Source organism: uncultured Thiodictyon sp. (genome assembly GCF_903946935.1).
Taxonomy (GTDB): domain Bacteria; phylum Pseudomonadota; class Gammaproteobacteria; order Chromatiales; family Chromatiaceae; genus Thiodictyon.
The window spans coordinates 44,936-70,883 of sequence record NZ_CAJAXH010000222.1; the positions used below are offsets into that span (position 1 = coordinate 44,936).

The window sequence follows — 25,948 nt, forward strand, 5'->3', positions numbered from 1 at the left end:
GTGGGTGTACCCGCCTGGTGTGACGATCAGGTCTTGGTGACCTTTTTCATCATATCTTGCAGTTCGGCGAGGCCTTCGTTCATCCGCGCCTGGATGATTTCCAGCGAGTCGGTGTTGGACTTGGTCATGACATCGGCCAGTTCCTTTACGTTAGTGAAGGCCTTCTCGAACGCCTGCTTGGCCAGTTCTGCCTGTTTTTCAGTGAGTTCCTTGGCGTCCTTGACCGCGGACAGCTCGGAGGTTGCCAGACGCATCTGCTCGAGTGCGTCCCTGACGATCTCGGTCTGGTGCTTGATCAGCGCCTGTGCGCCCTCGGCGGCCGCCTGGGTGGCCGCGGTCACGGCCTCCACGTTCTTGCGGTAGGTGGCGGTCATCGCCTCCATGTCGACGCCGGGCACCTGCATCTGCTTGAACAGGGCCTCGAAATCGGTGAAGGGGTTCTTGATCTCGCTCATCGTAAAGTTCTCCTCATGATCGCTTGGCGCGCCGCGTACAATAGCGGCAATTGCCCACTTTAGGTGAGGGGCGGGATCAGGGTCAAATCGGAATCGAGCCGCGGCCGCACACCGACCCGCCGGGAACCCGCCCGGGGTCGCGGGAAGCGGTGGCGCTTGGCGGCTGCGTGCGTAGGCTTTACGATCCTCTCCCCAGAAAACGACCGCCGTCCCCGTGCCCCGGGGCGGCCTGACAAATACCACAACTTTCAGAATTATTCACCCGAGGAGATTCACTACGTGAGCAGAGATGTTGTCGTTCTAAGTGCGGTTCGCTCCCCCATCGGCGCCTTCGGCGGTGGCCTGGCCGAGTTCGATTCCAGCGAACTGGCCGGCCTCGTGATGAAGGAGGCGGTGGCGCGCTCCGGGGTCGATCCGGCGCTGATCAACTATGTGACCGTCGGCACTACCATCCCGACCGATTCGCGCTATGCCTATGTCTCGCGCGTGGCGTCCATCCAGGCCGGGCTGCCGATGGAGTCGGTCGCCATGCAGGTGTCGCGGCTGTGCGCCTCCGGCCTGCAGGGCATCGTGACCACCGCCCAGAACATCATGCTGGGCGATGCCGACTACGGCATCGGCGGCGGCGTCGAGGTCATGTCCAAGGGTGCCTACCTGCTGCCGGCCCTGCGTTCGGGCGCGCGCATGGGTGACACCACGGCGATCGACGCCATGGTTTCCATCCTGACCGACCCCTTCGGCGTCGGCCACATGGGTATCACCGCCGAGAACCTGGCCGTTAAGTACGGTTTCTCGCGCGAGGAGCAGGACGCCTGCGCCGTCGAGTCGCAGCGCCGCGCCGCGGCGGCCATCGCCGAAGGTCGCTTCAAGTCGCAGATCCTGCCGATCGTCAAAAAGACCCGTAAGGGCGAGGTGGTGTTCGATACCGACGAGCATCCGCGCCCAGGGACCACCATGGAAACCCTGGCCAAAATGCGGCCGGCCTTCAAGAAGGACGGGACCGTCACCGCCGGTAATGCCTCCGGCATCAACGACGGCGCCGCCTTCTTCGTGTTGGCCGCCGCCGATGTTGCCGCCCAGGCCGGCCACACGCCGATGGCCCGTCTGGTCTCCTATGCCGTTGCCGGTGTGCCCAACGAGGTCATGGGCGAGGGTCCGATCCCGGCCACCCGTATGGCGTTGAAGAAGGCCGGCCTCAGCCTCGACCAGATGGATGTCATCGAGTCCAACGAGGCCTTCGCCTCCCAGGCGTTGACGGTCGCCAAGGTCCTGGAGCTCGACCCGGTCAAGACCAATCCGAACGGCGGTGCCATCGCCCTGGGCCATCCGATCGGTTGCACCGGCGCCTTCATCGCCACCAAGGCCCTGTACGAGCTGCAACGTGTCGGCGGCAAGTATTGCCTGGTGACCATGTGCATCGGTGGCGGTCAGGGTATCGCGGCCATCTTCGAGCGCCTGGGCTGATCTCACGCGCTGCCGCGGCGGTCGGGCCCCGGCCCGACTGTTTCCTGCGGGACGGGGGCATTCGCCCCGTCCGGAATGTTTTTTCCGCGACTGGCGCACCGCCCTACGGCCGCCCAGTGAGCACATAGCGCAGATCGAGCCGTTGCGGCAGCGCCGCATCGAGTGCCTTTGGTGGGCCGTGGAAGATCAGCCGCCCGCGCTCCAGCACCCCCACCTGATCGCAGCCGTCGCCCAGGGCATCGGCCCGGTTGTCGGTGGCGATCAGGGTCAATGGGCGATTGACTCGCTGCGCCCGCAGGACCGCCAGGGTGTCGAAGATGGCGGCCGGGTCCAGCCCGTCGCTCAACCCGTCCCAGACCAGCAGGTCCGGCCGATGGATCAGTGCCCGGGCCAGCTCCACCTGGCGCCGCTGCCCCAGTGAGAGCGAGCGCGGCAGTAGATTCTCCAGCCCGTCGAGGCGCAGCGAGGCGATTACCAGCCGCGCGGCCCGCGCCATCTGTGGCCGCCCGCCGAGCCGACCGCGCAGCGGCAGGACCAGATTTTCGATCACGCTGCGGTCCTCCAGCAGCGAGCCACCTTGCAACACCACCCCGAGGCGTCGCCGCAGGGTCGCCAGGGCGCGGCTGTCCAGGGACTGCAAGTCCTGGCCAAGGATACGGACGCCTCCCGCGGACGGCGTGTCGAGTCCCAGGATGAGCCGGGTGAGGAGGCTCTTACCCGCCCCATTACGGCCGACGAGCAGTAGCCAGGCCCCTTCCGGTACCCGCAGGTCGATCCCCGCCAGGGCGCAGCGTTGCCCGACGTGCTGGAAGACCCCGGTCAGTTCCAAGGCCGCGGTCATGCTCAGGGCCGGGTCAGCAGGATGACGACCAGGTCCGCGACCAGGATGGCGGCGACCGCCCCCACCATGGTGCGGGTGGCCGCCGCGCCGATACCCTGCGGGTCGCGCCCGGCGGCAGTGCCGTTGACGGTGGCGATGAGCGCGATCAGCAGCGCGAAGAGCATGGGCTTGCCGATTGCCTCCAGCAGGTCCACGGGTGTGATGACGCTGGTGAATGCATCCAGGAACAGGGCCGGCGGTACCGCCGCCACCATCGACAGCCACAGGAAGGCGGCGAGGAAGGTCATGAGGCTGGCCCAGATCGCAAAGGCGAAGCTCATGATCAGCATGGCGAGCAGGGTCGGCCCCAAGGTGTATTCGATGGGATCGATGCCCATGGCCAGGAGCCCATCGACCTCGCCGCTGACCGACAGGGTGGCCTGACGCACCGCCAGATTCACCCCGGCACGGCCGGCGACCAGGATGCCGACCAGGATCGGGACCAGCTCCATGACGACCGCGTAGGTGGTGGACAGGAGCACCAACTGGGGCACGTCGAAGCGCCGCAGGAGCGAGCCGGTCTGGTGCCCCAGGATGGCGCCCACCGCGAGTGCGACCAGGGTCATCGCGGGCAGGATGGATAGCCCCGACTGGCGCAGTGCGGCGGCGAAGGCCGGCACGTCGAGCCGCGCCCGCCCGGCCAGGATGCGCAGATACAGGCCCAGGCAGTTGACCAGGACGATGGCCGCCAGCCCCAGGCCCGCGACCCAGCCCGCGGGCCCGGTGAAGGGTGGCGACGGTTGCGCGGCGGCGGGGAGCGGATGGGGTTGGTTCATGGCCGTACCAGTTTATCGCCTTTCAAGCGAAAGTCGCGCCGGGAGCGCGCTCCAATTCCCCCTCCCCCCTTGTGGGGGAGGGCGGGGTGGGGGAACGGCCAAGGCGTCCGCTGCAACCGCGCGGGTCGCCCTGGGCGGTTGCGCAAGAGAAGAGTAAGGCGAGCGGTTGAATATCGGTTAACATCCGCTCGCCTGCCGTCGGCGCAGGAGGGTTTTTCCTCTTTTAAGTATTTGGGCATGAAATAATGGCAGAACAAAAACTCGGCAATCCGGCCGTGGTCGGTCTCGCCGGCTTCGGTCTCACCACCTTGGTGCTGCAATTCCATAACGTGGGCTGGATGCCCAGTATTGGGCCGGTGGTGTGGCTCGGGCTCATCTTCGGCGGTATGGCACAACTCGCCGCCGGCCTGCAGGAGCAGAAGACCGGCAATAACTTCGGTTATTGTGCCTTCACCTCGTACGGCGCCTTCTGGATCGCGCTGGCGCTCATGCTGATCGCCAATAAGTACGATCTCTACAAGGCGAGCACGGAGGATGTGGGCTGGTTCCTGGTCGCCTGGACCCTCTTCACGGCGATCCTGTGGGTCGGTTCATTGCGCATCCATGGTGCCATGGCAATGACCTTTACCTTGCTGTTGGCCGGCTTTATCCTGTTAGACTTGGCGCACTTCGGCTATCCGCAAATGACGGTCGTGGCCGGCTATACCCTGATTGCCTGTGCCCTGAGCGCCTGGTATATGATGGCCCGCATCATCCTGAACGAGGTCTACGGGCGCGAACTCCTGCCCGCTGGCAAGCCCTGGGTGTGAGCCCGGCGCCCCTCGGCTTAATCCTGAACGATTCGATTCAAGAGGACTCGACAATGGGAAAAACGCAGTGTGCCCTGGCCGGCCTGGTCCTGACGCTGGGCGGCCTCCCCGCCCTGACCTGGGCCGCGGACCCCGCCGCGTCTGCCTCCGCCCAGGAGGTGGTCGCCAAGGTGCGGGAGGCCGTCCAATACCTCAACGCTAAGGGCTTGGCCGGTTTCTCCGATTTCAACAACAACAAGGACGCCCGCTGGGTGTGGAAAGACAGCTATGTGTTCGTCTATAGCTGCCGCGACGATGTGATGATCGCCCACCCGTTGCGCCCCGATCTGGTGGGTAAGCCCATCCTGCAGATGCGCGATGACAAGGACCACGCACTGTTTCAGGATATGTGCAAGGCGGCCGCCAATCCGAACGGTGGCTGGGTCGAGTATTGGTGGCCGAAGCCGGGTGAGGCCAAGGCCTCGCGCAAGATCTCCTATGTCCACAGCGCCCCGGTCTCGTTCAAGTCGGACATCCAGGTCGGCGCCGGGATCTATGACGATCAGCTGACCCCGGCGGATCTGAGCAGGATCGTCGAGGACTCCGCCAAGCCGCAGAAGGCGGTGCCCTGACATTGCCTCTCGTGACACCGCTCCTGCGGTGTCACGCATCTGTTGGGCGCTATGCGCCCCGCGGCCGTCGACCGGGATTACGATCAAGGCCAGCCGGAACGATCATCCAACGCGCCTCGCCGTCAGGTCGCGGTCGCCGCGACCATTGCTTCTATCTGGGCCATACGCCGGGGGCGCTACGCAGCCGGGCATGGGGACTGCCTGGTCGGTCCCCGCTGGCTTAGGGGTGGTGCATTTGCTTCAAACCGCAGTCACATTGACGGCGCTCGGGCCTTTGGGATCATTCTTGATTTCGAATTCCACATGCTGCCCCTCGGCCAGCGTCTTAAAGCCACTGCCGGCAATCGCCGAGAAGTGGACGAAAACGTCCTTGGAACCATCTTCCGGCGCAATGAAACCAAAGCCTTTCGCTTCGTTGAAGAACTTGACCTGACCACGCATTTTAGCCATCTTTGCGACCTCTGAGGGGAGAACAGATTAGAAAACCCAACCGGGTGCGGCATAGTATCTGGGCATCCGGCCGTGTCGTCAAGAACTCGCCTTGGCGGCCGCTGCTTGTTAACCTAGAAAGAGCCGTTCTCACGCCAAGGCGCCAAGCTCGCCAAGGTTTTCAAAATGTTATTGGCGTTCGGCGACTCACCCGCAGGGTGATGCAGATGCTGCGCACATCTCTTTGTTTCTTCTTGGCGTCTTGGCGCCTTGGCGTGAGCATCTGCCGGATTTAGGGTTAACGGTAGGGGCGCAGACGTCTGGCGTCAGACCCCAGTGTGTCGCCGCGCTTTCCGAGCGCGGTGGTCCTCAGGTGTCGTTGTGATGGCTGATCCGGTGTGGGCGCACGGGGCCTAGAAGCGATTGCGGACGCGATGTCACGGGTGCCGACGCTCTGTCGGCGATCGGGACAACAATCAAGGCCGCGCCGACGGCGCTGCGGTCGGGGCGGCACCGGGGTAGTCCCCCACCATGACCTGGTGAATGGTCCTCACCGCGGTGCCGCGCGCCGCGCGTCCTTTCAGCCAGAACAGGAAGCGCACCAGGGTGTCCTGTTTCACTGAATAAAGGTCGCAGTCGTCACAGACCTTATGAAAGACCAGCGTTACCCAACCGCCGTGGGCCTCGGCCGTCGTCACATGGCGTTGCAAGGTGGCCAGACTGTCGGTCGCGATCACGCTGTCGTTGCTGTACAGGAAATAGGGGTCCGATGGGGGCAGAGCCTCTGCCGGTGGACAGGTCGAGCAGTCCCCTGAAGCGCCCACGCTGCGCGCGCTCTCATATTTCCCGAGCGGTCGATGTAATGGGCCATAGGTGCCGGGACAGCCGCCAGCGACAATGTCGCGGGTGGCGGGACCGGTGGAGGCGAACGGGTAGGCGAATGAATACACTGCCTCGCCATACCACTGGCGCAGCGTCTTTAGATCATCGCAAATGGCGCGGCGCTGGGCCGTCTCGCTCAGGGTGGCCAGATCGACGTGGTCGATGGTGTGCCCGCCGATGTCGTAGCCGCGGTAAAACAGGGTATCGAGTTCCTGCTTGGTCAGAAAATCATTGTTGTCCGGTGACCCGGACGGCCGTATCGCGTTGGAGTTGATGTAGAAGGTGGCCTTGAGTCCGGTGTCGAGCAGCGGCGCGATGGCGGCCGACTGCATGAGACCGTCATCGAAGGTCAAGGATACGATTGTCGGGTGGCCGGTCGCCGCGAGCGTCAGTGGCGCAGTCAAGGTCAGCAGCAGGCTGTTAATGACAAAAAACGCCCGGCGCAGTCTCCGATACCCGGCGGCGCGTCGCGATGAAGTCGAGGGTCTTATCATCATTGGTCCTAGTGGGCGTCATTATCAGCAATTTTGCCGCCTGCCGACGGTGCCCTGGCCTCTCAGTATTCAAATCCCCACTCCACCTGTTCGGCGAGCGGGTCCAGTATCACCTGTTTGGCCGTCTGCGCCGGTGTGGGGGCGGTGCCCAGGCAGATCCCGATCTCGGCGCGGGTGGTGAACCAGCGCTCCAACTCGCCCGCCCCCGGCAGCGCAATACGTCGCTCGGCCTGGGTCAGGAGCCCGAGCAGATCGCGACGCGAGGCCTCATCCGGCTGTGCCGCCAGTGTTTCGGCGAGCGGCCGCGGGCAGAGTAGAAAGAGCCCGGCCCCGGCCCGCTCCAGTGCGATGCGGGCGACCAGGCGCGCGGCCGGATCGGCCAGGGTGCCGGCGATGATCAGTGAGCGGTCGGGGTAGCGTGCGACCAGTCGCTCGCAGACCTGCGTGGCGAGCCGCTGCAGGCGCGCGTCGGCGGGACAGTCCGCGACTGGCGGCGGCAGACCCAGGATCAGCATCCGCACCACCCCGAGCCCCGAGCGGGCGAGCAGGTTGGGCACGCCACGCACGGCGAAACGGTCCAGGTCCTTCATCGGCTCGCTCAACTCCGGATAGGGGATCAGTTGGGGGTGGTGTCGGCGGGCGTTGTCGCGCACCGGGGCATAACTCCAGCCGTCCAGATGACGATCCGCGGCCCAGCGCAGGTGCTCGATCACCGCCAGGCGCTCGGCCTCCAAGGGGGCGAAGGTGAATGAATCCACCCGCTCTTCCTGGATCGCCCGGCAGTCCATCGCCGCGAGCTTGGCCCACAGGTGGTCCGCCTGGTGCCGATTGGCGTCGCGATAGGAGGCGGATAGGCGCGACCAGGGGCGCCCGGCCGGCTCGCGTTCCGGGTCGCGGCCTTGGGCGGCGATACTGTCGGTGTAGCTTTCGTGGATGGTCCTGGCCAGTTCATCGCCCAGGCCATCGAACAGCACCGCCGGCCGGCAGGCCTCGTCCAGATAGGAAAAGGGGAAGGTCTGGCCATCCCAGTCGGCCAGGGTGCCGGACGGGACCGCGTCCCCCACCTCCAGCAGGATCGGTGGCGAGACACCCTGCTGCGCGGCCAGGCGTTGCCGGATCTGCGCCACCACGCTGGCCGCGGCGACCGGCAGGTCCGGGCACACCAGGACCAGGGTGACGGGCGGTGCCTGGGACAGGTCGGGCAGGTCTGGCCCGACCCACCGGAGCTCGGCCACCTCGCCCGCGTGGGGGTAGGCCAGTGTGAAGCCGGCCTCGACCTGCGCCGCGCCGCCCGCGATGGTGACCCGGGGCCGCCACTCGCCATAGGGAATCAGGCGCAGGGCCTGCGCCAACAGTGCGCGCGCCGGAGGGGCGAAGCCGACGAGTAGCAGGTGGGGGACCTGGCCGAAGACCGGGTCCAGACCGCAGTGCAGCGGCCAGCGTCGCAGCAGCACCCGCGCCGCCCGATCTTCGAGTGCAAAGGTCTCCAGGGCGATGGGGCCGCCCGGGTCCAGGTCCGGCAGGGGCGGTGGCGGGTCCGCTCGGTGCATCAGGATCAGGCGCAGCGGCGCGACCCGGGTGCCGCTCAATTGAGCGAGCAGCCTGGCGAGCAGTTCAGCCGGCTGCGGGGGATCGGCCAGGACCAGGGTCCGGCAGGTCCGCAGGTCGCCGAGTCCCTCGACTGGCTGTACCCGCACGCGTCGGCCCAGTGGGGTCAGGCCGGCAACGATCCGCCGCACCAGGGGTTCGGCCCCGGCGACCCAGATCGGCGGCTTACCGAACAGCACGGGTTATGCTGACCGATGCAGGACCTCGCCGGACTGGTCCTCAATGGTGACTAGCATCGGGATGCCCTGGCGGATGCTCGCGGAGACCACGCAGAAGTCCTCGAACAGGTCCTTGCAGCGCGCAAAGCGCGGGGCCTCTTTGACCACGTCGGCGACGATCAAGCGGACCTCGATCCGGGTGACGCGTAGGCGCTTTTTGTCATTGCGCGCCACGCTGCAGGTGGCCTCCGCCCGCAGACAGTGGGCCGGGGGCTCCTCCTTGAAGACGCAGAACAACAGGCTGGCCGCAAGGCAGTTGGCCGCCGCCGCCGCGAGCATCCGCGAGGCGTTGGGCCCGGCCTGTTCGCCCAAGGGCGGGCCCTCATCCATGAGCAGGTCGGGAACCCGCTTCCAGTCGAACTTGGCAGTGATCTGGAAGCCTTCCTGCTGCTCCAGTTGGATAGTAAAGCGGCCGTCTTCGGACATGCGAACCTCCCCCTCGTGCGGACGAATCATTTCACCACGTCGGCGCTCGACGCGGACGGTTCTTGGGATCGCGGGTATGGCGCACCCCGGCGGCGCGGCAGGAATCCGGGTCCGCGACCAAGGCGCGCCAGTCGCCGCCCGGCAGCCGCGCCCGGTCCCCCCGCTGCCCGCGGTAGAGATAGACCCAGGCGCGGCCATAGGGGGTCGGCAACTGCCGGCGGGTGTAGAGCTTGGGGTATTCCTCCAGCCGATCCAGCCGCCTGAGGCCGCCCGTGTTGAGCGCAAAGACCTCGCCGACGAGCGCCGTCATGCCGGTCTGCACCGCTCCGGGGTAGGCGCCCAGCAGCACCAGGCTGAAGCAGGGAGCGGTCCGGTGGTCTCCCAGAAACTGCGCCCCGGCCAGCAGGTGGTGGTTGACCTCACCGCGCAGGAGGGTGCCATAGACGAACACCTGGTGTTGCATCGACGCCGGTCACGCCTCGATGCGGCTGCCGAGCACATGAAGGAACTGGCGCATCCAGTCCGGGTGCGCGGGCCAGGCCGGGGCGGTGACCAGGTTGCCGTCGGTGTAGGCGTTGGATGCGTCCTCGTTGACCTCGCACCAGTGTGCGCCGGCGCGCTCCACCTCCGGGCGCACGGCCGGGTAGGCGGTGGCGTGCCGGCCGTCCAACACCCCGGCGGCGGCCAGGATCTGCTGGCCGTGACAGATCGAGGCGATGGGCTTGGCGCCGGCGGCAAACTGCTGCACGATCTCGAGCACCCGCGGGTTGAGCCGCAGGTACTCGGGGGCGCGCCCGCCCGGGATGACCAGTGCGTCGTACGCGGCCGGATCAACCAGGGCGAAGTCGGTGTTGATGGCGAACAGGTGCCCGGGCTTCTCGCTGTAGGTCTGGTCGCCCTCGAAGTCGTGGATGGCGGTGCGCACGCAGTCCCCGGGGACCTTGTCCGGACAGACCGTGTGGACGGTGTGTCCGACCATCTGCAACATCTGCAACGGGACCATCGCCTCATAGTCTTCGACGAAGTCGCCGACCAGCATCAGGATTGTTTTTGCTGCCATGGGGTGGACCTACCGGTGATGATGTCAGTGAGGTGGCAAACTATAGCACCGGCGGTGCGAAGAGTTGGGGTCACGCATTCAGAGCCGATGCGATTGTGCGGGTATACTGGGCGCAACCGCACGCCTGGCGGCCCAGCCCGGGCCGCAGCGCGCATCCCTGCCCATCGTCCAGAGCACAGTGATGTCCAGTTCCGATAGTTTTGAAGACCTCTTGAAGCAGTTCAACCAGGGCCAGCCGGCGAAGCAGGCCGAGCCCAAGGTGGGCGAGAAGGTGCGCGGCACCGTCGTGGCCATCGGCGAGGACTGTGCATTCATCGACTTAGGCGGCAAGACCGAGGGGCGGATGGACTTGGCGGCCCTGCGCACACCCGAGGGTGAGCTCAAGGTCGCCGTGGGCGACGCAATCGAGGCGGCGGTGACCGGCAAGGACGCGGACGCCGGTTTTCTCCTGCTCGGCAGCCAGCACGGCCACAAATACCACGGTATGGAGGAGGTACGCCAGGCCTACCACCAGGGCCTGCCGGTGCAGGGTCAGGTGACCGCGGCCGTGAAGGGCGGGGTGGAGGTCCTGATTGCGGGGACACGCGGCTTTTGCCCGGGCTCCCAGATCGATATTCGCTTTGTCGAGGACCTGTCCGAGTTCGTGGGTCAACGGCTCGACTTCCGTATCACCAAGATCGAGGGCGGTCGCCGGCCCAATCTGGTGGTCTCGCGCCGCGCCATCCTCGAGGAGGAACAACGCCAGCGCGCCGCCGAGACCCGTGCTCAGCTCAAAGAGGGTGCGACACTTCCGGGAATCGTCACCAGCATCAAGGATTACGGTGCCTTCGTTGACATCGGCGGGATCGAGGGCATGATCCATATCAGCGAGCTCGCCTTCGGCCACATCAAGCACCCGAGCGAACTCCTGACCCAGGGCCAGGCGGTGGAGGTGGCGATCTTGCGCATCGAACCGTCCAAGGACGGCAAGGGGCGCGACAAGATTGCGCTGTCCATCCGCGCACTGTCGCGCGACCCCTGGGCGGACGCCGTGGAGAGCTTCCCGGCCGGCACGCGGGTCACCGGCACCGTCAGCCGCCTCCAGCCCTTCGGCGCCTTCGTGGAGTTGGCCCCCGGGGTGGATGGGCTGGCGCATATCAGCGAACTGGCCGCCGGGCGGCGGATCAACCACCCGAGCGAGGTGCTGAACATCGGTGACAGCGTGGAGGCGACGGTGCTGGGTGTCGACATGGAGCGGCGCCGGATCAGCCTGACCCTGGATGCCTCCAAACAGCCCTCCGACATCCCGGATGTGAGCAACTACGCCGCGCCCAAGCCGGGCGCCAAGAAGGGGCCCGGCACCGGCGCGGCCAAGCCCGCCGACGCGGCGCCCGAGCCGACCATGGGCAGCTTCGGTGCCTTGTTGCAGGAGAGCATGAATAAGCGGCGGTGAGCATGCAGCAGTCACTCTACGACCAGGACCTCTACGGCTGGGCCACGCAGACCGCCCGGCTGGTGCGCGAGCGGCGGTTTTCCGAGATCGACGCCGTCAATCTTGCCGAGGAATTGGAGTCCATGGGCAAGACTGAACTGCGTAGCCTGGAGAGTCGGCTGGTGGTGCTCCTGGAGCACCTGCTCAAGTGGCAGCACCAGCCGGAACAGCGCTCCAAGAGCTGGCGGCGCACCCTGATCGAGCAACGCAAACGGATCGGCCGGCTCCTGGACGACAGCCCCAGCCTGCGGCCCAAGCTGCCCGAACTCTTGGCGGATGCCTACGACAGTGCGCTGCGCTGGGCGGCGGATGAGACCGGCATGGATGAAAGTGACTTCCCGCCGACCTGCGGCTATTCGATTCAGCAATTGCTTGATGCGGATTATTATCCAGACACTTAAGATCGATTGCTGATTGTGACCCAGATCCCTCTCCTGCTCACCCTGCTGCGCGCGGGGCTGGCGCCGGTTATCGTCCTGCTGGCGCTCTTTGCTCCGGTACCGGTCGCCTTCGCCGCCTGTCTGGCCGTCGCCGCGGTGTCAGATTATTTCGACGGGGCCATTGCCCGGCGCCTGGACATCGTCACGCCGGGCTTGCGGCGACTCGATTCACTGGTGGACTTGCTGTTCCATCTGGCTGCACTGTTTGCGCTCTGGTGGCTGTACCCGCAGGTGATCATCCGGCATGCGGGACTCATCGCGGTGCTGGTCGGGCTGGGGGTTGCTCGGTATGGCTTCGCCTATGCCAAATTCGGCCGCGAGGCGAGCTATCACCTGTGGTCGTCGAAGGTGTGGGGATTCGCGCTGTTCCTTGCGTTCTATTCGCTGCTGGTCTTGCAGTCCGACGGGGTCTGGATCACGCTGGTGCTCTCGCTCGGTATCCTGGCGGGCTTGGAAGATCTGGCCGTCTCGCTGGTATTGCGGGAGTCACGCATCGATGTGCCGACGGTTTTTCACGCTTGGCGCTTACGGAGTTGCGCCGGCGCCGGGTGAGCGGAGGACAGAGATGATTGTTCGTGTTTTTCGCGTCACGGTGCCGCGTGCGCTGCATCTGGAATTCGAGGGCAAATTCCTGTCGGTCTCCATTCCGGCCGTCAGGTCTCAGCCTGGTCTGGTGTCGGTCACGGTTGGCCGCCCGACCCGTTGGGCGCCCGATGAATACGCCATGATTTCGACCTGGGAGGACGCGCGTGCCGTGGCAGCGTTTGCCGGTGCCGAGTGGCGCCGGGCCGTCATACCGGAAGGGATGGAGCGCTATGTGGCGGACTGCTCAGTCCATCATTACGAGGTCTTTGGATAGGCTCGCTCTTCACCCGCCGCCGCGCTCTCGGCCGGTGCCGCCGGCCAGGTGATGCACAGCCCTTCAATGGTCGCGACCGCGGTTTCACCGATCAGCGCCCCCAACATTTTGGGCCTAGCGCCAGCGAACCACGGGAGTCGCAGGGCGGCGAAACAGTTCCGGACGGGGCAAATGCCCCAGCGTTGACTCACTTCTCCCCCGCAATGTCGATTACTGTCGCGATCAGATCGCTGGACAGATAAAGCTCGGAAGCGGATAGCTGCCGGACATAAGGCTTGACAGCGTCGATCAATCCCGCCTGTTTCGCAGCCAACAATACGCCCAATGATCCAATGATCTCAATGCCGTTGATTCTCGCGACTCGCCGCCCACGCCGGTCATCGATCAGTAGCCGGTCCGCGGCCAACTGTCGATACAGAATCATCGCTTGCGTTTCGCCCAGATCCGAAACACCGTCCAGCAGAATCGGGTAAGACGGGTCGATCATTTTGACGCGGCCCTGGAGATACTCCTTTAACTGCCTGGCTTGCGGCTTATCGCCGATCACGGCTTCGAGATAAACCGCCTCGGGGACGACGACCGCACCGAACAGACGGTCTAAGAGATGCAGCCCATGGCATGTCGCTAAGGCGATTAAGGCAGAGCAATCCGCGACCAGGATCATTGGGTTCGTCCGATTGACTGCATTTCCTGGATGAGCTCATCACGGGAGATGTCAATAACGGGAATCCGCTGTGCCTTGCAGACGGCAATGAACTCATAGATATTCATTCCCGCCAGTTCTGCGGCCTTGGCAAGCGTGACCCGAGTATCCTTGAACAAGGCCAGCGCGTAGGTCATCCGCATTTCCCGCGCGACGACATCCTGTGTCAACATCCCGACAAAATCATTGGGAAGATCGACAGCCACTTGCATGATTTGACCTCGCTTGTGGTTATATAAAAAAATCGCCGGTACCGGGCGTTGCGGCGGGCGCCGACGCCTGGGCCAGGCGGGTAATCTTGGGCCAGATCTGTACCCGACCGTTATCCGCCATGGCCTCGTTCGCGCGCTTCCTGACTAACCCGCCCCCGCGCTCTCGGCCGGCGCCACCGGCCAAATGATGCACAGCCCATCAATGGTCGCAACCGCGGTTTCAGCGATCAGCGCCTGCACCTCGGGGCGACCGTAGGCCCCGTCCACGAGCCGATAGACCATCAGCGTCCGGTCGGTGGGGTGGACCAGCCAATATTCCCGCACGCCGGCCCGCTCGTAGGCATCGCGCTTCTCGCGATGGTCCCCGGCGGCGGTGCGCGGGGACAGTACCTGTGGTCTGTCCCTGATTGCCCTGATTGCCCTGATTGCCCTCAGTCAGGCACCAAGCGGAAAACGTGCTTCGCTTGGTCCCTTATTGCCGGATGCCTATGTTAGCTTCATCTTTCGGTAAGGACTCTTCCCCAAGCAGACGCAATATGACGAAGCAAAGCATTGTGAATGGCGATTGACTCCGCTGAGCTTGTCCAAGACTGCCAGTGCGCAACGACTCGATTCTTATATCCAGGCCCTTGACCCCATTCCGCTTCCATTGCCCGCCATATAGAGAAAAACGTCTTTACCTGCTCGACCCAGTGCTGCTTCGCCAGATCTCCCACGAAAGTGGAGAAAGCGCTCAACTGGGCAACGAAATCACATTCTAACGAGTCGACCTGATTCGTGAATTCGGGATATTTTCCTTTCAAGAGCGACAAGCCATCCTTGATGTACTGGGCTTCTCCTTGGCAAAACGAAACAGCATAGGTACGCGCAAGCTGGTTGATTGCCTCATACACATCAAGATTTACAAAAGAGCCTTGCCGATCTATGCTAGCGGCTAGCCTCCTGTGGTGTGTTCCCGAGAATACTTTGCCTATGTACTCGCCGAACGGTTTCCAATCCGGCGCATGAGCGTCGGCCCTTGTCCGCCAGTCAGCGACGAGTGTGTCTACGTCGCGTTTGAATGCTGAGACCTTGTCCCCCTCAGCCGATAGAAGTTCTTGCGATGCGGACACAAGCCTCGTCAGGTCGTTAAGCTTGCTATTGATGTAGGCAGATCTTCTCTCTTCCAGTACTCGCCAAATCTCCGATCCATGATCTATGCGGCTGTCAAATGTAATGACGTTTGGGGAAATCCTGTAGTCATGGGAAATTTTGGTTGCAACCTGATCCTCCCGAATGCTGCGGCCAATGCCTTTTCTGTCGTGGATATCGGTTATATCCTCGTCGATATCTGCAACTTTATCCGACTCATCTTTATCCAAGATCAAAAGCGTTGCGTCACGCGCAATGCGGTTTCCAAGCCCGAGGCTTATGGCGAGGTCGAAAAAAGATCTACAGTCGGCGTCCGGCGCGTCGACAAAGGTCGAGCAAACTATAGGAAATATTCCCTCTGTATCAAGGATAGAGCGAATGTCCTCCCTGTGTATGTACGAGTCGATCCCTCTTGTATCAATTATCGACCAAGTTTGATCGCCTCGCTTTAAGGGAAAAGGACCACAAATCGTTATGAGCGACGGAATAGATACTTTGCTGTTCTTACCGTCGTTTATGCGAGCAAATGTCTCCTTGAGCCAGTCTTTCCACGCTTCCGCTTCTTCGGGGCTTGGCCACAACTCGGTTTTTGTTCTGCTCTCCAGCGCAAGGCAGGCATACATCAATTCGTCGACTTCCTCGACGGAACTGCAGTTCCTCGAAAATTCTAATGCCTTATCTGTGGAGCGCCACCTGCCATCCTCCTTCCTCTTTTCGATCGTGAGGCCAAGCATATTTCTGATGCAGCGAGTGAGTTCTTCACTTAAGAGGTTTCCGCCCTCATCTTCGTCAGAGACGTGCTTGTTTGCCTTTGCCCAGATAAACTCGGCAAAGTGTCTTACCACTCGCCGAACCTCATCACTGGATAGAGGATCAATCTTTATAGAATACTTCGTGGCATATTCAATCCTAACCTCACAAACGGTGACGCGACCCGCGCCTGTCTTGAGGAGATCAACAACCTCTTTATTATTAGATAGAGATTGAAGATCTACCGCCCTGCATATAGCAGAGGTCTTTCCCGCGCCGATCTTTCCTACAAACGCCGCGCGATAGTTAGTCTGATCCATATCAGCGCGAATCTTTATAATCGCAGTCTTGTTTTCGGTGAGTTGTGCCGAAACCTCCGCATTGACACTTGAGACAAGGTACTCTTCGATCTCAGCCAACAACTGATCTGCTTGCTCTTTCATTTTTTGTGCGGACCCTTCAGGCGAATATTAGGAGACTAACGTTTTCCACAGCCGACGCCATACGGCGGCCGGAACGGTTGCGGATGCCGCAGTATGGCGTCGGCGCTGATACAATGGTTAGCCATAATCATGTCCGCTGTCCGATAATATGCGGCTGGCGAAACCTGTGTATGCCCAGCGGACACAATGCTTCGTGCTTGATTTATGGATCAAAAAGGCAAAGGGCAGAGAAATCTTTGCGTTCTGATCGTACTCGAAAATAATTTGCCAACCATCCAAGTCCATATCCTCCCATCCGTCAGGCATGCGGGCTGGTAGGGCCTTTCCGAGCATGCTCAATGAAATGGTTTGCCCTTCTGGTATTGCTTTATCTCTAATGGGAAAGCGAGCATCCGTGATGCCCTCAATCACATGCTTCGCAGCGTCGTCGTCCATTCCCAATAGATCTTGCTCCTGGAAGGGGAGCGCGTTCGCTATCAACATGCCTGTTTTTGTGTAAAGAGGGCCTTGGTTCTCGTCAAATAAAGCGTTAGATTTGGCTTTGAGCCAAAGCCGTTTAAGCGTGTGTGAGCCGTTGTTGGCGGTGATTGTTAGGTTGATCTGGAAAAAATAATCGCCCGAGTCGATGCGCTTGACAGCCGCTTTGTCAACGTTGATTGCAAGATCGCTTCTTATGAGAGCCAGGCTGTCGTTTTCTTTCGGTAATTTCCTTTTCGAAAGTTGCGATTTCACAAAATAGACAAATACGGTGATAACGGTTATCCCAGCTCCACTGAAGAGCCACTCCTTGTTGTCCGCGATCCAGGTCATCATTTTGTAGAGGTCAAGCTTGGCGTTCGATAGCTAATGTGGCGCCTAAAGCGGCGCGGGGGTAAAGGGACTAAGGTCAATTATTTTTACGACGCTCCGGACCAGTCGCCCTGGCCATACCCGCCTCGGGTACAGTTGCAGGTGAAAATAAACCTCGCTCGACCACCTGTCAAGCCACGCAGAGAAAATCCGTTCATTCCGGGGTATGTTAAGAAACTTAACGAACCAGGCGGTAGGCTCTCCTTTAACCGCTGGATGGCGATCCGGACCGGGCAGTCCATCGTCGCCCATTCCGACCAGCGGCCTCGGTCATGGTTCCGGCCACCCCGCTGTATTCTGCGCCTCCGTGCTGACTGAGAGATTGCCGTCCCTGGTCTGGATTTCGGTATCCCGGCCGGAATGAAGGCGCAGCGCTGGCAGGAACGACGGCCTTGATCATCATCCCGGGCACCTGCCTCCGCCAATGTAGGTCGCCCTTTAGGGTGACCAGCCTTCCGTGCTGTCGGGTGGTCGCCCTGAAGGGCGACCTACATCCACCCGTGGCCGGGTCATGATCAAGGCCGGAACGACGATCAAGGCCGCCAGCGGCTATGCCGCTTTCAGCATGAACTCGACATGGACCACGTCATAGGGAAACAGCAAGGCCCCGTCGGCGGTCTTGTCGATGACGCCACTCTGCACCAGCACCTGTGCGTCGGTGTGAACGCCCTTCACGTCACGCCCAACCCGCCGCGCCAGCTCGCGCACCCCGAGCGGACCGGCCCCGGTCAGCGCCTTGAGGATTACCCAGCGGTTGGCCGTCAAGGTGGACCACAGGTCCTCGTGACTGGGGAAGGTGATGAAACAGCCCTGAGGCTCACCCCGGAAAGCGGCCTTCATGCGCTGCATGGTGGTCTCGGTATCGGCAACTTCGATCGTGACAGTGGTCATGGATGCCTCACAGTTGGGCAACATCGGCCCAAAAATCATCAGCGAAACGAAACCGGAGCGACGACGACGCACACCCCCCGCGAGAGTGGGCGAGGCTCTCGCGAGGACCCAACGGCGCTTCGCGCCGTCGCCGACAGGCTGTCGGCGCTCCCAGGCGCGGCGGGGTGTGGAACGATCTAATCGTCTTGCTGGTGGGACGGATCGGCGACCGGTACAGCATCCGGCGCAATGGCTGCTAATAACCCCCGCAGCAGTTCCAATGGCGCCGGCGGGCAGCCCGGAATCTTCACATCCACCGGAATGACGTTCTCCACAGCCCCGCGGCTGGCATAGGAGACGCCGAATTCGCCGCCGTCGCAGGCGCAGGTGCCGGCGGCGATCACGAGTTTCGGCACCGGGGTCGCCTGCCAGGTGCGGCGCAAGGCCGTTTCCATGTGGCGGGAGACGGGGCCGGTCACGAGCAGTGCATCGGCGTGGCGCGGGGAGGCGACGAAGTGCAGGCCGAAGCGCTCCAGGTCGTAATAGGGGTTGTTGAGCGCGTGGATCTCCAATTCGCAGCCGTTGCAGGATCCCGCATCGACCTGGCGGATGGCGAGGCTGCGCCCAAGCCGGGCATGGACGTGGCGCCGCAGTTCGATACCGAGCCGTTCCAGCTCTGGGTCATCGATGGCGGGTGGCGCCTCGGTGATGACGCCGGTTTTCAGTGATTGCTGGAGGATACGAAACATGGTGCCTTGATCCCAGAAAGAGCAGTTGTCACGCCAAGGCGCCAAGCCCGCCAAGCCTTTTCAATGCGCTATCGGCGTCCCCCGTTTCACCTGCCGGGTGACGCTGACCGCTTGGCCAGCCTATTGCTTTTCTTGGCGTGCTTGGCGCCTTGGCGTGAGCAATCGCGGATTGAGGTCTAGAGGTCCTCGCCCGAATAGGACCCATTGACCGATTTGTTGCACACCGGGAAGTCCGGGACGATGTTCCCTAAAATCAACTGCTCCAGGGCCGGCCAGGTGAACCAACTCGGGTCGCGCGGGAAAAAGCGCGTGATGCGTCCGTCGGCACCGAAGCGCACGAAGGTCATGATCTCCCCGCGCCAACCGTCGACCAGCCCGAGGCCAACGGCCCCGGGCGGCGCCGGGGGCAGCGGCGCGGTGGTCTCGCCCGCGGGCAGGGTCATGAGCAAGCGGTCCATCATGACCAGGCTTTCCTGAATCTCGCTCATGCGCACCCGCACCCGGGCGGCGACATCGCCCTCGCGCTCCTGTGGCACCACCACCTCCAGCCGGTCATAGGGCGGGTAGGGGCAGTCGCGGCGCACATCGAAGGGCAGGCCGCTGGCCTTGCCGACCGGGCCGGTGCAGCCGAGCGCCCGCACCTGCGCGGTGCTCAGGCGCCCGGTGCTGATCAGGCGATCATTGAGCGACGGGTGATCGTCGATGACGTCGAACAGCGGTATGGCCGCCCGCCGCAGCGCGGTGTGATCGGCGAGCAGCAGCGCCGGCGCCTCTGCTGTCAGGTCCCAGGCCACGCCGCCGGGGCAGATGGCGTCCATCATCAGCCGGTGTCCGAAGAGTGCGCGGCTGCGCCGTTGCCACAGTTCGCGCAGGCGGGCGCACTGCATGTGGGCGAAGCCAAAGCCCACGTCGTTACAGATCGCACCGATATCGCCCAGGTGATTGGCGACGCGCTCACGCTCGGCCATCAGTGCGCGCAGCCAGTCGGCGCGCGGCGGGACGGCGCCGCCGGTGGCGCGCTCCATGGCCTGACAGGCGGCCCAGGTGTGGGCGACCGTGGAGTCGCCGCAGACCCGCGCGGCCAGCCGGGCGAGGGCGGCCGGGTCGCGACCCACTGCAATCTTCTCGATGCCTTTGTGGACATAGCCCAGGCGCTCCTCCAGGCGCAACACGTCCTCGCCCATGGCCTGGAAGCGGAAGTGTCCGGGCTCGATGATGCCGGCGTGGACCGGGCCTACCGGGATCTCATAGACCCCGCTGCCCTGGACCTTGGGGAATGGGTAATCGGCGTCGGCGCCGACGTGGCGTACTGAGCGGCCGGCCGTCGGGAAGTCGGTGCGTAGCGGAAACTCGCCCTCTTCCCAAGCCTGGTGACGGGTCCAGCGGCGCGGATCCGGGTGGCCTTGAAAGGTCACCCCGGTCAGGTCGTGGCAGTGGCGTTCCAGGCGGGCGAGCCCCGGGAAATGGGGGGTCTGGGAGGGCAGGACTGGCTGGTCTAGCGGGACCGCGGTCTCCAGCACCACATAGCCACCCTGGTACTCCAGGCAGGCGTAGACGGCGATGCCCTGGGGGTCCGGCGTGGAGTCCGCGCCGGTGGCGACCCGGGTGACGATGCCGGCGCCCTCCGAGGGATCGGCCCACATCCCCACATGGCGCAGCCCCATCCGCGCCGCGACCTTGGCCGCGTTGCCCCAGTCCTCCGGGTCCAGCACCAGTCGCTGGGCCGGTGCCAGCACGGCCTCGTCACCCGAATGGGCGAGCAGGTGCTCGGCCGCCAGCCGGGCCAGAAAATCCGGGAGCCAGTCGAGTCTGCTCATCGCTCCACGCCCCATTTGCAGTCAGGTGCGTTCATGTGCGGGCCCTCACAGCAGCCGGGTCCCGGTGATCAACCCGGTGGCCCGGTCCAGCCAATCGGCCAGGAAGACCGGAATCGCCAGCCCCAACCACAGCACCAGGATCAGGTGGATGGCGACCGGGACCATGTTGGCCTCGACCGGGCGCTGACCCTCCGGGGGAATGCCGTAGACCATGGGGTGCAGGTGCCGGAACAGACCCGCAAAGGCGACCGCCAGTCCCGAGAGCAGGGCCAGTGTGAACCAGGGTGCCGTCTTCATGGTGGCCGTGAGCAGCAGAAATTCGCTCATGAAGACACCAAAGGGCGGGAAACCGGCAATCGCCGCGACCCCGATCAGGAGCGACCAGCCGACTGCCGGCTGGGTGCGGATCAGGCCGCGGATCTGTGCGATCGCCTGGGTGCCCGCGATGTGGGCGGCGTGACCGACGGTGATGAAGATCGCAGACTTCGTGAGTGAATGCACCAGCATGTGCAGCAGTGCGCCGAAGGTGGCGAGCGGTCCGCCCAGGCCGAAACCGAAGGTCATGAGCCCCATGTGCTCGATGGACGAATAGCTGAACATGCGCTTGATGTCGCGTTGGCGGTGCAGAAAGAGCCCCGCCACCAGGAATGAGACGAGCCCAAAACCCATCAGCAGATAGCCCGCCAGGTGCGGCGAACCGCTGTGTACCAGCGACCCGTCCACCAGCATCTTGAGCCGCACCACTGCATACAGCGCGACATTGAGCAAGAGCCCGGAGAGCACCGCGGACATCGGTGTCGGGCCCTCTGAGTGCGCATCCGGCAGCCATTGATGCATGGGCACCAGGCCGACCTTGGTGCCGTAGCCGACCAGCAGGAAGACAAAGGCGAGCCGCATCACCGCCGGTTCCAACCGCCCGGACTCGGCATACAGTGTGCTCCAATTGAGCCCGGCGGCGGGGTCAGTGATGACCTGTTGCGCGGCAAAATAGGTCAGCACGGTGCCGAACAGGGCGAGCGCGATGCCGACACCGCACAGGATGAAATACTTCCAGGCCGCCTCGACCGCCTCCGGTGTGCGGTAGAGCGACACCAGCAGCACGGTCGCGAGCGTCGCTCCCTCCACCGCCACCCACATGACACCCAGGTTGTCGGTGGTGAGTGCGACCAGCATGGTGAACATGAAGAGCTGGTACATGGAGTGATAGGTGCGCAGCCGCCGCGCGCCGATGCGCCCGGTGTCGAGTACATGGCGCATGTAAGGGCGCGAGAAGATGCTGGTGGTGAGTCCCACGAAGGCCGTGAGCACCACCAGATAGACATTGAATGCATCGACCCGGAAGGGCAGGCCGGCGATGCCCCCGGCGATGAAACCGGCCGCCCCGCCGGCCTGGTCGCCGACCAGTGCCAGCGACCAGGCGAGCCACAGCGCCGCCGCCAGCGAGACCGCCGAGACGCCCAGATTGAACCAGCCGGCGGGCGCCGCCGGTCGGATCAGGCCCAGCGCCAGGGCGCCTAAGAGCGGCGTCAGCAGGACGAGCGAGAGTGCGGTCACTGGCCCTCCGCCCCGGTCTCTCCGGGGGTCTCGCGCAGTCGATTGAGCCGGTCCACGTCGAGCGAGTCGATGCTCTCGCGGATCTGCAGGAAAAAGACGCCGAACAGCACCATGGCCACCAGCACGTCGAAGGCGACCCCCAACTCCACCACCAGCGGCATGCCGCCGGTGGCCGAGACGGCGGCCAGGAAGAGCCCGTTCTCCATCGACATGAAGCCCAGCACCTGGGCCACCGCCTGGGTGCGGAAGACCATCATCAAGAGCCCGATCAGCACCACCGCGAGGCTGACCGCAACGATGTTGCGGGTGAAGGTCAGCTCCGCCTGGATCATCGGCAGCACCAGCCAATAGCTGAAGATCACCAGGGCCACCGCGGCCATGGTCACCAGCGTCGGGCTCTGCAATGACTCGGTGTGACGCTCCAGTTTCAGGCGGCGGGTGAGCCGGTGCAGCATCCAGGGGATCAGCAGGGCCTTGAGTGCCAGGGTGAGTGCCGCGGAGAAATATAGGTGCGGCATCTGCCCGGCCGCCGCGACCACCAAGGTGACCGCCGCCACCAAGCCACCCTGCCAGGCGAAGGCGTGGATCGCCGAGATCAGCCGCGTCTGGGCCAGCAGCACGAAGGAGAGAAACAGCACGATCGCCGCCAGCACCAGCACCAATTGCTGGAGTAGCGGCAGCAGGGTCAGGCTCATGCCCCCACCTCCAGGATCACATGGCTCAAGAGCCCCAGCAGCGACAGCAGCAGGGCCAGGTTGAGAAAGGCCGGGGCGCGGAACAACCGCATCTTCGCCAGCACCGTCTCGCCCACCGCCAGGCCCGCCCCCAGGGCCGCGAGCTTGGCGAGCACGACGGCCAGCCCGACCCCCAAGGCGGCGGCGCTCATCCCCCGTCCGATCCCCCAGGGCAGGAACACATTGGCGATCAGGGTCCCGTAGAGCAGGAGCTTGACCTGTGCCGCCCACTCCATCAGGGCCAGGTGTCGGCCCGAGTATTCGAGCAGCATGGCCTCATGGATCATGGTCAGCTCCAGGTGGGTCGTGGGATTGTCCACCGGGATGCGCCCGGTCTCGGCGATGGCCACCAGCACCATGCCGCCCAGGGCGAACAGATAGGACGGGCGCAGGATGAAGCCCTCGGCCAGGTGATGGTCGATGACGCTCGACAGGTTGGTGGAGTGCGCCGTCATGGTCAGCGTGAAGACCGCCATCAGCATGGCCGGCTCGGCCAGTGCGCCGATCATCATCTCGCGCGAGGCCCCCATGCCGCCGAAGGCGGTGCCCACGTCCATGCCGGCCAGGGCCAGGAACACCCGAGCCAGGGCCAGCAGCCCGACCAGCACGATGATGTCGGCGATGGCCGCGGTGGGCAGGTCCACCACCAGCAGGGGGACGGTGGCCGCCGCCATCCAGGTGGCGGTGAAGACGATATAGGGTGCGGCGCGAAACAGTGGGGAGGCGGTATGGGCGACCCGTGCCTCCTTGGCCAGCAGTTTGTAGAGGTCCCGATAGGCCTGGAGCACCGGCGCCCCGTGCCGATTTTGCAGGCGTGCCTTGACCTTGCGCACCCACCCTACCAAGAGCGGTGCCAGTGCGATATACAGGAGCGACTGGAAGACCGCGAGGCCCCAGCCGGGCAGGGTCAGGTAATGATCCATAGGAGCCCCACCAGGGTCGCGAGCGTCCAGCCGAGATAGACCCGCACACTGCCCGATTGCAGCCGGACCACGCGTTTGGCCGCCGACTCCACCGCGTCGGCGATGGGCAGATACAGCCAGCCCCAGAAGCGGTCGCCGATTTTCAGCCGATGGCGGGCGGTGCCGTCCTCCTGCTGCGTCACCGATTCATCGATGGTGAACAGCAGGCCGAAGACCCGCCGGATCGGCTGGGCGAAGGAGGTGGCGGTGTACTGCATCCGTTGTGAGGGGGGTGCGAAGCCGCAGTCCCAGGCGTCGCCGCGGCGCACCCAGCGTACCGGTGCGCCGCGCGCCCACAGGTGGTTCAGCCCCCAGAAGGCGGTGAGCCCGATCCCGGCCAGCATCAGCACCACCAGCGGGCCGCTGTAGCTGGCGGTCTGGGCCGACACCGGGGTCAGCCACAGCCAGCCGTGGACCCCGGCCTGGGGCAGTCCGCCGCCCAGGACCTCGCGGGGCACCGCGTCGATCAGCTCGATGACCCAGGTCGGGAAGGCGCCGAGCAGCAGGCACAACAGGGCCAACCACCCCTGACCCGCCTGCATGCCCCAGGGCCCCGGGCGGGCGCGGCGCACATGGCGCGAGCGTGCCTGGCCGAGGAAGGCGATGCCGTAGACCTTCACGAAGGTCGCCGCCACCAAGGCCCCGGTCAGCGCCAAAACCGCCGAGACGATGGGCACCAGGCTGCGCAGCACCCCGCTCTCCAATTGCCAGGACTGGAGCGCCGCCTGGAAGGTCAGCCACTCGGAGACGAAGCCGTTGAAGGGGGGCAGGGCGGAGATGGCAAGCACCCCGACCAGGAAGAAGAATCCGGTCCAGGGCATGCGGCGCAAGAGTCCGCCCATCTGGTCCAGGTCGTGCTCGTGGGTGCTGTGCAGGATGGCCCCGGCCCCCAGGAACAGGAGTCCCTTGAACACCGCATGGTTCAGGCAGTGATAGAGCGCCGCCACGAAGGCCAAGGCGCCCAAGGCGCGGAAGCCGGTGCTGAGAAACAGCAGGCTCAGGCCCAGCCCGATAAAGATGATCCCCAGGTTTTCGACCGATGAATAGGCGAGCAGGCGTTTCAGGTCGCTCTGCATCATGGCCGCCAGTACCCCGTACAGGGCCGAGACGCTGCCGATGGTGAGGACCGCGACGCCCCATTGCCAGGGAAATTCGCCGATCAGATCGAAGACGACGCGGATAAAGCCATAGACCGCGACCTTCAGCATCACCCCGGACATCAGGGCCGAGATATGCGAGGGGGCCACCGGGTGGGCGGCCGGCAGCCAGGCATGCAGTGGCACCAGGCCCGCTTTCATGCCGAAGCCGATGAAGGCCAGCGTAAAGGCGACCCCGGCCCAGACCGGCGGCAGTTGGGCGGCGCGCAGTTCGGTGAATGAGAAACCGGTGCCGAAGGCCGCCAGCACCCCATAGCCCAGCAGGATCATCAGCCCGCCCACATGGGCCATCAACAGATACAGGAAGGCGGCCCGCCGGTTGGCGCCGTGCTCGTGGTGGTAGGCGACCAGGAAATAGGACGAGAGCGACATCAGCTCCCAGGCGACCATAAACAGAAAGGCATCGTCCGCCAGCACCACCATCAGCATGCCGGTGACGAAGAGCCCGCTGAACCCGCCTAAGGCCGTGAGCGAATCCGGCCCGTGCTCGAAGCTGCGGATATAGGCCGGGCCATAGAGCCCGACCGCGCAGGTCACGACCCCGATCAGCAGCAGAAAGAACCCGGCCAGCGCGTCGAGTCGGACATGCCAGGGCAGCCAGGGGAGCCCCAGCGGCAGCGTCGCCTGGATCGATCCGCCGAGCAGCAGGGCGGCGAGGCCCGCCGCCAGGGCCGCGAGCCCGGCCAGGCCGAGCAGTGGGGTCGCCACGAGGCGCAGTGTGGCGGGCACCCGCTTGGCCAGCAGCGACACCACCGCGGAGGTGAGGGCCAGTGCGACCGCAAGTCCGGCCAGGGCCAGGGCGGTCTGCATAGTCATGGTGCCGACTCCGTAAGCGGCGCTTCGATCGATTCTGAGATCGGTTCAAGGATCGTTGGTGCGGCGGCCGGTGCCCTCAATCGCACACCGCGCCCGCCACTGCCGCTGGCCGCGCCCTCGGCGATGAATTCGACCCCGGCGCGCTCCAGTGCATCGACCAGCTTGACCAGCGAGTCCACGTTGCCGCGCACGTTGCCCTCGCTCGCCTCCATGCGCTGGATGGTCGGCAGCGACAGCCCCGCCGTCTGCGCGAGACGGCGTTGGTCGAGACCCAGCAGGGCCCGGGCGGCTCGGAGTTGGGTGGCGGTGAGCATGTGTA

The 25,948-nt window shown here is 64.4% G+C and carries 29 protein-coding genes; 7 read left to right on the plus strand and 22 right to left on the minus strand.

All coding sequences use genetic code 11. From position 1 onward, the window contains the following. Positions 1–26 precede the first annotated feature (26 nt). Positions 27–455 carry a TIGR01841 family phasin gene (gene phaP, locus QZX93_RS19635; protein WP_295393336.1) on the minus strand — a complete coding sequence of 143 codons (429 nt, stop codon included), beginning with the start codon at positions 453–455 and terminating at the stop codon, positions 27–29. Positions 456–734: 279 nt separating this feature from the next. Between phaP and QZX93_RS19640 the strand changes: the two genes are divergently transcribed. Continuing rightward, a complete protein-coding gene (locus QZX93_RS19640) occupies positions 735–1,919 on the plus strand; it encodes an acetyl-CoA C-acyltransferase family protein (RefSeq protein WP_295393337.1) in 1,185 nt (394 codons plus the stop codon). A gap of 103 nt (positions 1,920–2,022) precedes the next feature. Here QZX93_RS19640 and QZX93_RS19645 read toward each other — a convergent pair whose 3' ends face one another. Together QZX93_RS19645 and QZX93_RS19650 are read right to left on the minus strand one after the other, a co-directional pair. Next, entirely contained in the window at positions 2,023–2,760 is a 738-nt protein-coding gene (locus tag QZX93_RS19645; protein WP_295393338.1) for an ABC transporter ATP-binding protein, read from the minus strand. Positions 2,761–2,762: 2 nt separating this feature from the next. Further along, the gene (locus QZX93_RS19650; RefSeq protein WP_295393339.1) at positions 2,763–3,575 is read right to left on the minus strand and encodes an ABC transporter permease; all 813 of its coding nucleotides are present in this window, start codon (positions 3,573–3,575) and stop codon (positions 2,763–2,765) included. Between the two features lie 245 nt (positions 3,576–3,820). Here QZX93_RS19650 and QZX93_RS19655 point away from each other — a divergent pair, with 245 nt between their 5' ends. Continuing rightward, positions 3,821–4,384 (plus strand): acetate uptake transporter, encoded by a 564-nt coding sequence (locus QZX93_RS19655; RefSeq protein ID WP_295393340.1) that lies wholly within the window; start codon positions 3,821–3,823, stop codon positions 4,382–4,384. A gap of 53 nt (positions 4,385–4,437) precedes the next feature. Then, positions 4,438–4,995 (plus strand): cache domain-containing protein, encoded by a 558-nt coding sequence (locus QZX93_RS19660; protein ID WP_295393341.1) that lies wholly within the window; start codon positions 4,438–4,440, stop codon positions 4,993–4,995. 240 nt (positions 4,996–5,235) lie between these two features. On the opposite strand, the gene QZX93_RS19665 is transcribed toward QZX93_RS19660, so the two are convergent. The 6 genes from QZX93_RS19665 to QZX93_RS19690 all read right to left on the minus strand — a co-directional run bounded on the left by QZX93_RS19665 (position 5,236) and on the right by QZX93_RS19690 (position 10,112). After that, a complete protein-coding gene (locus QZX93_RS19665; protein ID WP_295393342.1) occupies positions 5,236–5,445 on the minus strand; it encodes a cold-shock protein in 210 nt (69 codons plus the stop codon). A 455-nt stretch (positions 5,446–5,900) separates the two neighbouring features. Beyond that, positions 5,901–6,803 carry a polysaccharide deacetylase family protein gene (locus QZX93_RS19670; protein ID WP_366760778.1) on the minus strand — a complete coding sequence of 301 codons (903 nt, stop codon included), beginning with the start codon at positions 6,801–6,803 and terminating at the stop codon, positions 5,901–5,903. A 59-nt stretch (positions 6,804–6,862) separates the two neighbouring features. Next, a complete protein-coding gene (locus QZX93_RS19675; RefSeq protein ID WP_295393344.1) occupies positions 6,863–8,587 on the minus strand; it encodes a RyR domain-containing protein in 1,725 nt (574 codons plus the stop codon). Between the two features lie 3 nt (positions 8,588–8,590). Further along, positions 8,591–9,052: an OsmC family protein gene (locus tag QZX93_RS19680; RefSeq protein WP_295393345.1), complete on the minus strand. Its 462-nt coding sequence runs from the start codon at positions 9,050–9,052 to the stop codon at positions 8,591–8,593. A 31-nt stretch (positions 9,053–9,083) separates the two neighbouring features. Next, complete coding sequence (locus QZX93_RS19685) at positions 9,084–9,515, minus strand: gamma-glutamylcyclotransferase family protein (RefSeq protein ID WP_295393346.1); 432 nt, start codon at positions 9,513–9,515, stop codon at positions 9,084–9,086. Positions 9,516–9,524: 9 nt separating this feature from the next. Further along, positions 9,525–10,112: a DJ-1/PfpI family protein gene (locus tag QZX93_RS19690; RefSeq protein WP_295393347.1), complete on the minus strand. Its 588-nt coding sequence runs from the start codon at positions 10,110–10,112 to the stop codon at positions 9,525–9,527. A 181-nt stretch (positions 10,113–10,293) separates the two neighbouring features. On the opposite strand from QZX93_RS19690, the gene QZX93_RS19695 reads away from it, so the two are divergent. From QZX93_RS19695 to QZX93_RS19710, 4 genes are read left to right on the plus strand one after another with little or no spacing between them, the layout of a single operon-like run. Beyond that, a complete protein-coding gene (locus QZX93_RS19695; protein ID WP_295393348.1) occupies positions 10,294–11,544 on the plus strand; it encodes a S1 RNA-binding domain-containing protein in 1,251 nt (416 codons plus the stop codon). A gap of 2 nt (positions 11,545–11,546) precedes the next feature. After that, positions 11,547–11,984 carry a DUF29 domain-containing protein gene (locus QZX93_RS19700; protein WP_295393349.1) on the plus strand — a complete coding sequence of 146 codons (438 nt, stop codon included), beginning with the start codon at positions 11,547–11,549 and terminating at the stop codon, positions 11,982–11,984. A 15-nt stretch (positions 11,985–11,999) separates the two neighbouring features. Further along, positions 12,000–12,575 carry a CDP-alcohol phosphatidyltransferase family protein gene (locus QZX93_RS19705; protein WP_295393350.1) on the plus strand — a complete coding sequence of 192 codons (576 nt, stop codon included), beginning with the start codon at positions 12,000–12,002 and terminating at the stop codon, positions 12,573–12,575. A 13-nt stretch (positions 12,576–12,588) separates the two neighbouring features. Next, complete coding sequence (locus QZX93_RS19710) at positions 12,589–12,882, plus strand: antibiotic biosynthesis monooxygenase (protein ID WP_295393351.1); 294 nt, start codon at positions 12,589–12,591, stop codon at positions 12,880–12,882. A gap of 187 nt (positions 12,883–13,069) precedes the next feature. Here QZX93_RS19710 and QZX93_RS19715 read toward each other — a convergent pair whose 3' ends face one another. The 13 genes from QZX93_RS19715 to QZX93_RS19775 all read right to left on the minus strand — a co-directional run bounded on the left by QZX93_RS19715 (position 13,070) and on the right by QZX93_RS19775 (position 25,943). Beyond that, positions 13,070–13,546, minus strand: coding sequence for a DUF3368 domain-containing protein (locus QZX93_RS19715; RefSeq protein ID WP_295393352.1), 477 nt, complete (start codon positions 13,544–13,546; stop codon positions 13,070–13,072). After that, on the minus strand, positions 13,543–13,797 hold the full coding sequence (locus QZX93_RS19720; protein WP_295393354.1) for a UPF0175 family protein: 255 nt from the start codon (positions 13,795–13,797) through the stop codon (positions 13,543–13,545). The genes QZX93_RS19715 and QZX93_RS19720 overlap by 4 nt, the downstream gene beginning before the upstream one ends. Before the next feature lie 144 nt (positions 13,798–13,941). Further along, positions 13,942–14,232 carry a Uma2 family endonuclease gene (locus QZX93_RS19725; protein ID WP_366760793.1) on the minus strand — a complete coding sequence of 97 codons (291 nt, stop codon included), beginning with the start codon at positions 14,230–14,232 and terminating at the stop codon, positions 13,942–13,944. A gap of 62 nt (positions 14,233–14,294) precedes the next feature. Then, a complete protein-coding gene (locus QZX93_RS19730; RefSeq protein WP_295393356.1) occupies positions 14,295–16,121 on the minus strand; it encodes a hypothetical protein in 1,827 nt (608 codons plus the stop codon). A 117-nt stretch (positions 16,122–16,238) separates the two neighbouring features. Beyond that, positions 16,239–16,934, minus strand: a complete 696-nt coding sequence (locus tag QZX93_RS19735) for a hypothetical protein (protein WP_295393358.1) — start codon at positions 16,932–16,934, stop codon at positions 16,239–16,241. Positions 16,935–17,519: 585 nt separating this feature from the next. After that, positions 17,520–17,861 carry a transcriptional regulator gene (locus tag QZX93_RS19740; protein ID WP_295393359.1) on the minus strand — a complete coding sequence of 114 codons (342 nt, stop codon included), beginning with the start codon at positions 17,859–17,861 and terminating at the stop codon, positions 17,520–17,522. A gap of 176 nt (positions 17,862–18,037) precedes the next feature. Beyond that, a complete protein-coding gene (locus QZX93_RS19745) occupies positions 18,038–18,589 on the minus strand; it encodes an NADH-quinone oxidoreductase subunit B family protein (RefSeq protein ID WP_295393361.1) in 552 nt (183 codons plus the stop codon). 176 nt (positions 18,590–18,765) lie between these two features. Continuing rightward, a complete protein-coding gene (locus tag QZX93_RS19750; protein ID WP_295393363.1) occupies positions 18,766–20,406 on the minus strand; it encodes an NADH-quinone oxidoreductase subunit C in 1,641 nt (546 codons plus the stop codon). Positions 20,407–20,451: 45 nt separating this feature from the next. Then, positions 20,452–21,960, minus strand: a complete 1,509-nt coding sequence (locus tag QZX93_RS19755) for a hydrogenase 4 subunit F (RefSeq protein ID WP_295393364.1) — start codon at positions 21,958–21,960, stop codon at positions 20,452–20,454. Beyond that, positions 21,957–22,655, minus strand: coding sequence for a formate hydrogenlyase (locus QZX93_RS19760; protein ID WP_295393366.1), 699 nt, complete (start codon positions 22,653–22,655; stop codon positions 21,957–21,959). The genes QZX93_RS19755 and QZX93_RS19760 overlap by 4 nt, the downstream gene beginning before the upstream one ends. Next, positions 22,652–23,617 carry an NADH-quinone oxidoreductase subunit H gene (locus tag QZX93_RS19765; RefSeq protein ID WP_295393368.1) on the minus strand — a complete coding sequence of 322 codons (966 nt, stop codon included), beginning with the start codon at positions 23,615–23,617 and terminating at the stop codon, positions 22,652–22,654. Before QZX93_RS19765 ends, QZX93_RS19760 begins: the two co-directional genes overlap by 4 nt. After that, entirely contained in the window at positions 23,602–25,629 is a 2,028-nt protein-coding gene (gene hyfB / locus QZX93_RS19770) for a hydrogenase 4 subunit B (protein ID WP_295393370.1), read from the minus strand. Before hyfB ends, QZX93_RS19765 begins: the two co-directional genes overlap by 16 nt. Then, on the minus strand, positions 25,626–25,943 hold the full coding sequence (locus tag QZX93_RS19775; protein ID WP_295393372.1) for a helix-turn-helix transcriptional regulator: 318 nt from the start codon (positions 25,941–25,943) through the stop codon (positions 25,626–25,628). Before QZX93_RS19775 ends, hyfB begins: the two co-directional genes overlap by 4 nt. Positions 25,944–25,948 lie beyond the last annotated feature (5 nt).

Bases quoted from the DNA above. Each gene is read 5' to 3' on its own strand.
- QZX93_RS19745 (WP_295393361.1), bottom strand. From the start codon at position 18,589: ATGTTTCGTATCCTCCAGCAATCACTGAAAACCGGCGTCATCACCGAG.
- QZX93_RS19645 (WP_295393338.1), bottom strand. From the start codon at position 2,760: ATGACCGCGGCCTTGGAACTGACCGGGGTCTTCCAGCACGTCGGGCAA.
- QZX93_RS19715 (WP_295393352.1), bottom strand. From the start codon at position 13,546: ATGATCCTGGTCGCGGATTGCTCTGCCTTAATCGCCTTAGCGACATGC.
- QZX93_RS19730 (WP_295393356.1), bottom strand. From the start codon at position 16,121: ATGAAAGAGCAAGCAGATCAGTTGTTGGCTGAGATCGAAGAGTACCTT.
- hyfB (WP_295393370.1), bottom strand. From the start codon at position 25,629: ATGACTATGCAGACCGCCCTGGCCCTGGCCGGACTTGCGGTCGCACTG.
- QZX93_RS19760 (WP_295393366.1), bottom strand. From the start codon at position 22,655: ATGAGCCTGACCCTGCTGCCGCTACTCCAGCAATTGGTGCTGGTGCTG.
- QZX93_RS19660 (WP_295393341.1), top strand. From the start codon at position 4,438: ATGGGAAAAACGCAGTGTGCCCTGGCCGGCCTGGTCCTGACGCTGGGC.
- QZX93_RS19655 (WP_295393340.1), top strand. From the start codon at position 3,821: ATGGCAGAACAAAAACTCGGCAATCCGGCCGTGGTCGGTCTCGCCGGC.
- QZX93_RS19735 (WP_295393358.1), bottom strand. From the start codon at position 16,934: ATGATGACCTGGATCGCGGACAACAAGGAGTGGCTCTTCAGTGGAGCT.
- QZX93_RS19765 (WP_295393368.1), bottom strand. From the start codon at position 23,617: ATGGATCATTACCTGACCCTGCCCGGCTGGGGCCTCGCGGTCTTCCAG.
- QZX93_RS19670 (WP_366760778.1), bottom strand. From the start codon at position 6,803: ATGATGATAAGACCCTCGACTTCATCGCGACGCGCCGCCGGGTATCGG.
- QZX93_RS19700 (WP_295393349.1), top strand. From the start codon at position 11,547: ATGCAGCAGTCACTCTACGACCAGGACCTCTACGGCTGGGCCACGCAG.
- QZX93_RS19695 (WP_295393348.1), top strand. From the start codon at position 10,294: ATGTCCAGTTCCGATAGTTTTGAAGACCTCTTGAAGCAGTTCAACCAG.
- QZX93_RS19650 (WP_295393339.1), bottom strand. From the start codon at position 3,575: ATGAACCAACCCCATCCGCTCCCCGCCGCCGCGCAACCGTCGCCACCC.
- QZX93_RS19685 (WP_295393346.1), bottom strand. From the start codon at position 9,515: ATGCAACACCAGGTGTTCGTCTATGGCACCCTCCTGCGCGGTGAGGTC.
- QZX93_RS19720 (WP_295393354.1), bottom strand. From the start codon at position 13,797: ATGCAAGTGGCTGTCGATCTTCCCAATGATTTTGTCGGGATGTTGACA.
- QZX93_RS19680 (WP_295393345.1), bottom strand. From the start codon at position 9,052: ATGTCCGAAGACGGCCGCTTTACTATCCAACTGGAGCAGCAGGAAGGC.
- QZX93_RS19665 (WP_295393342.1), bottom strand. From the start codon at position 5,445: ATGGCTAAAATGCGTGGTCAGGTCAAGTTCTTCAACGAAGCGAAAGGC.
- QZX93_RS19740 (WP_295393359.1), bottom strand. From the start codon at position 17,861: ATGACCACTGTCACGATCGAAGTTGCCGATACCGAGACCACCATGCAG.
- phaP (WP_295393336.1), bottom strand. From the start codon at position 455: ATGAGCGAGATCAAGAACCCCTTCACCGATTTCGAGGCCCTGTTCAAG.
- QZX93_RS19750 (WP_295393363.1), bottom strand. From the start codon at position 20,406: ATGAGCAGACTCGACTGGCTCCCGGATTTTCTGGCCCGGCTGGCGGCC.
- QZX93_RS19710 (WP_295393351.1), top strand. From the start codon at position 12,589: ATGATTGTTCGTGTTTTTCGCGTCACGGTGCCGCGTGCGCTGCATCTG.
- QZX93_RS19690 (WP_295393347.1), bottom strand. From the start codon at position 10,112: ATGGCAGCAAAAACAATCCTGATGCTGGTCGGCGACTTCGTCGAAGAC.
- QZX93_RS19775 (WP_295393372.1), bottom strand. From the start codon at position 25,943: ATGCTCACCGCCACCCAACTCCGAGCCGCCCGGGCCCTGCTGGGTCTC.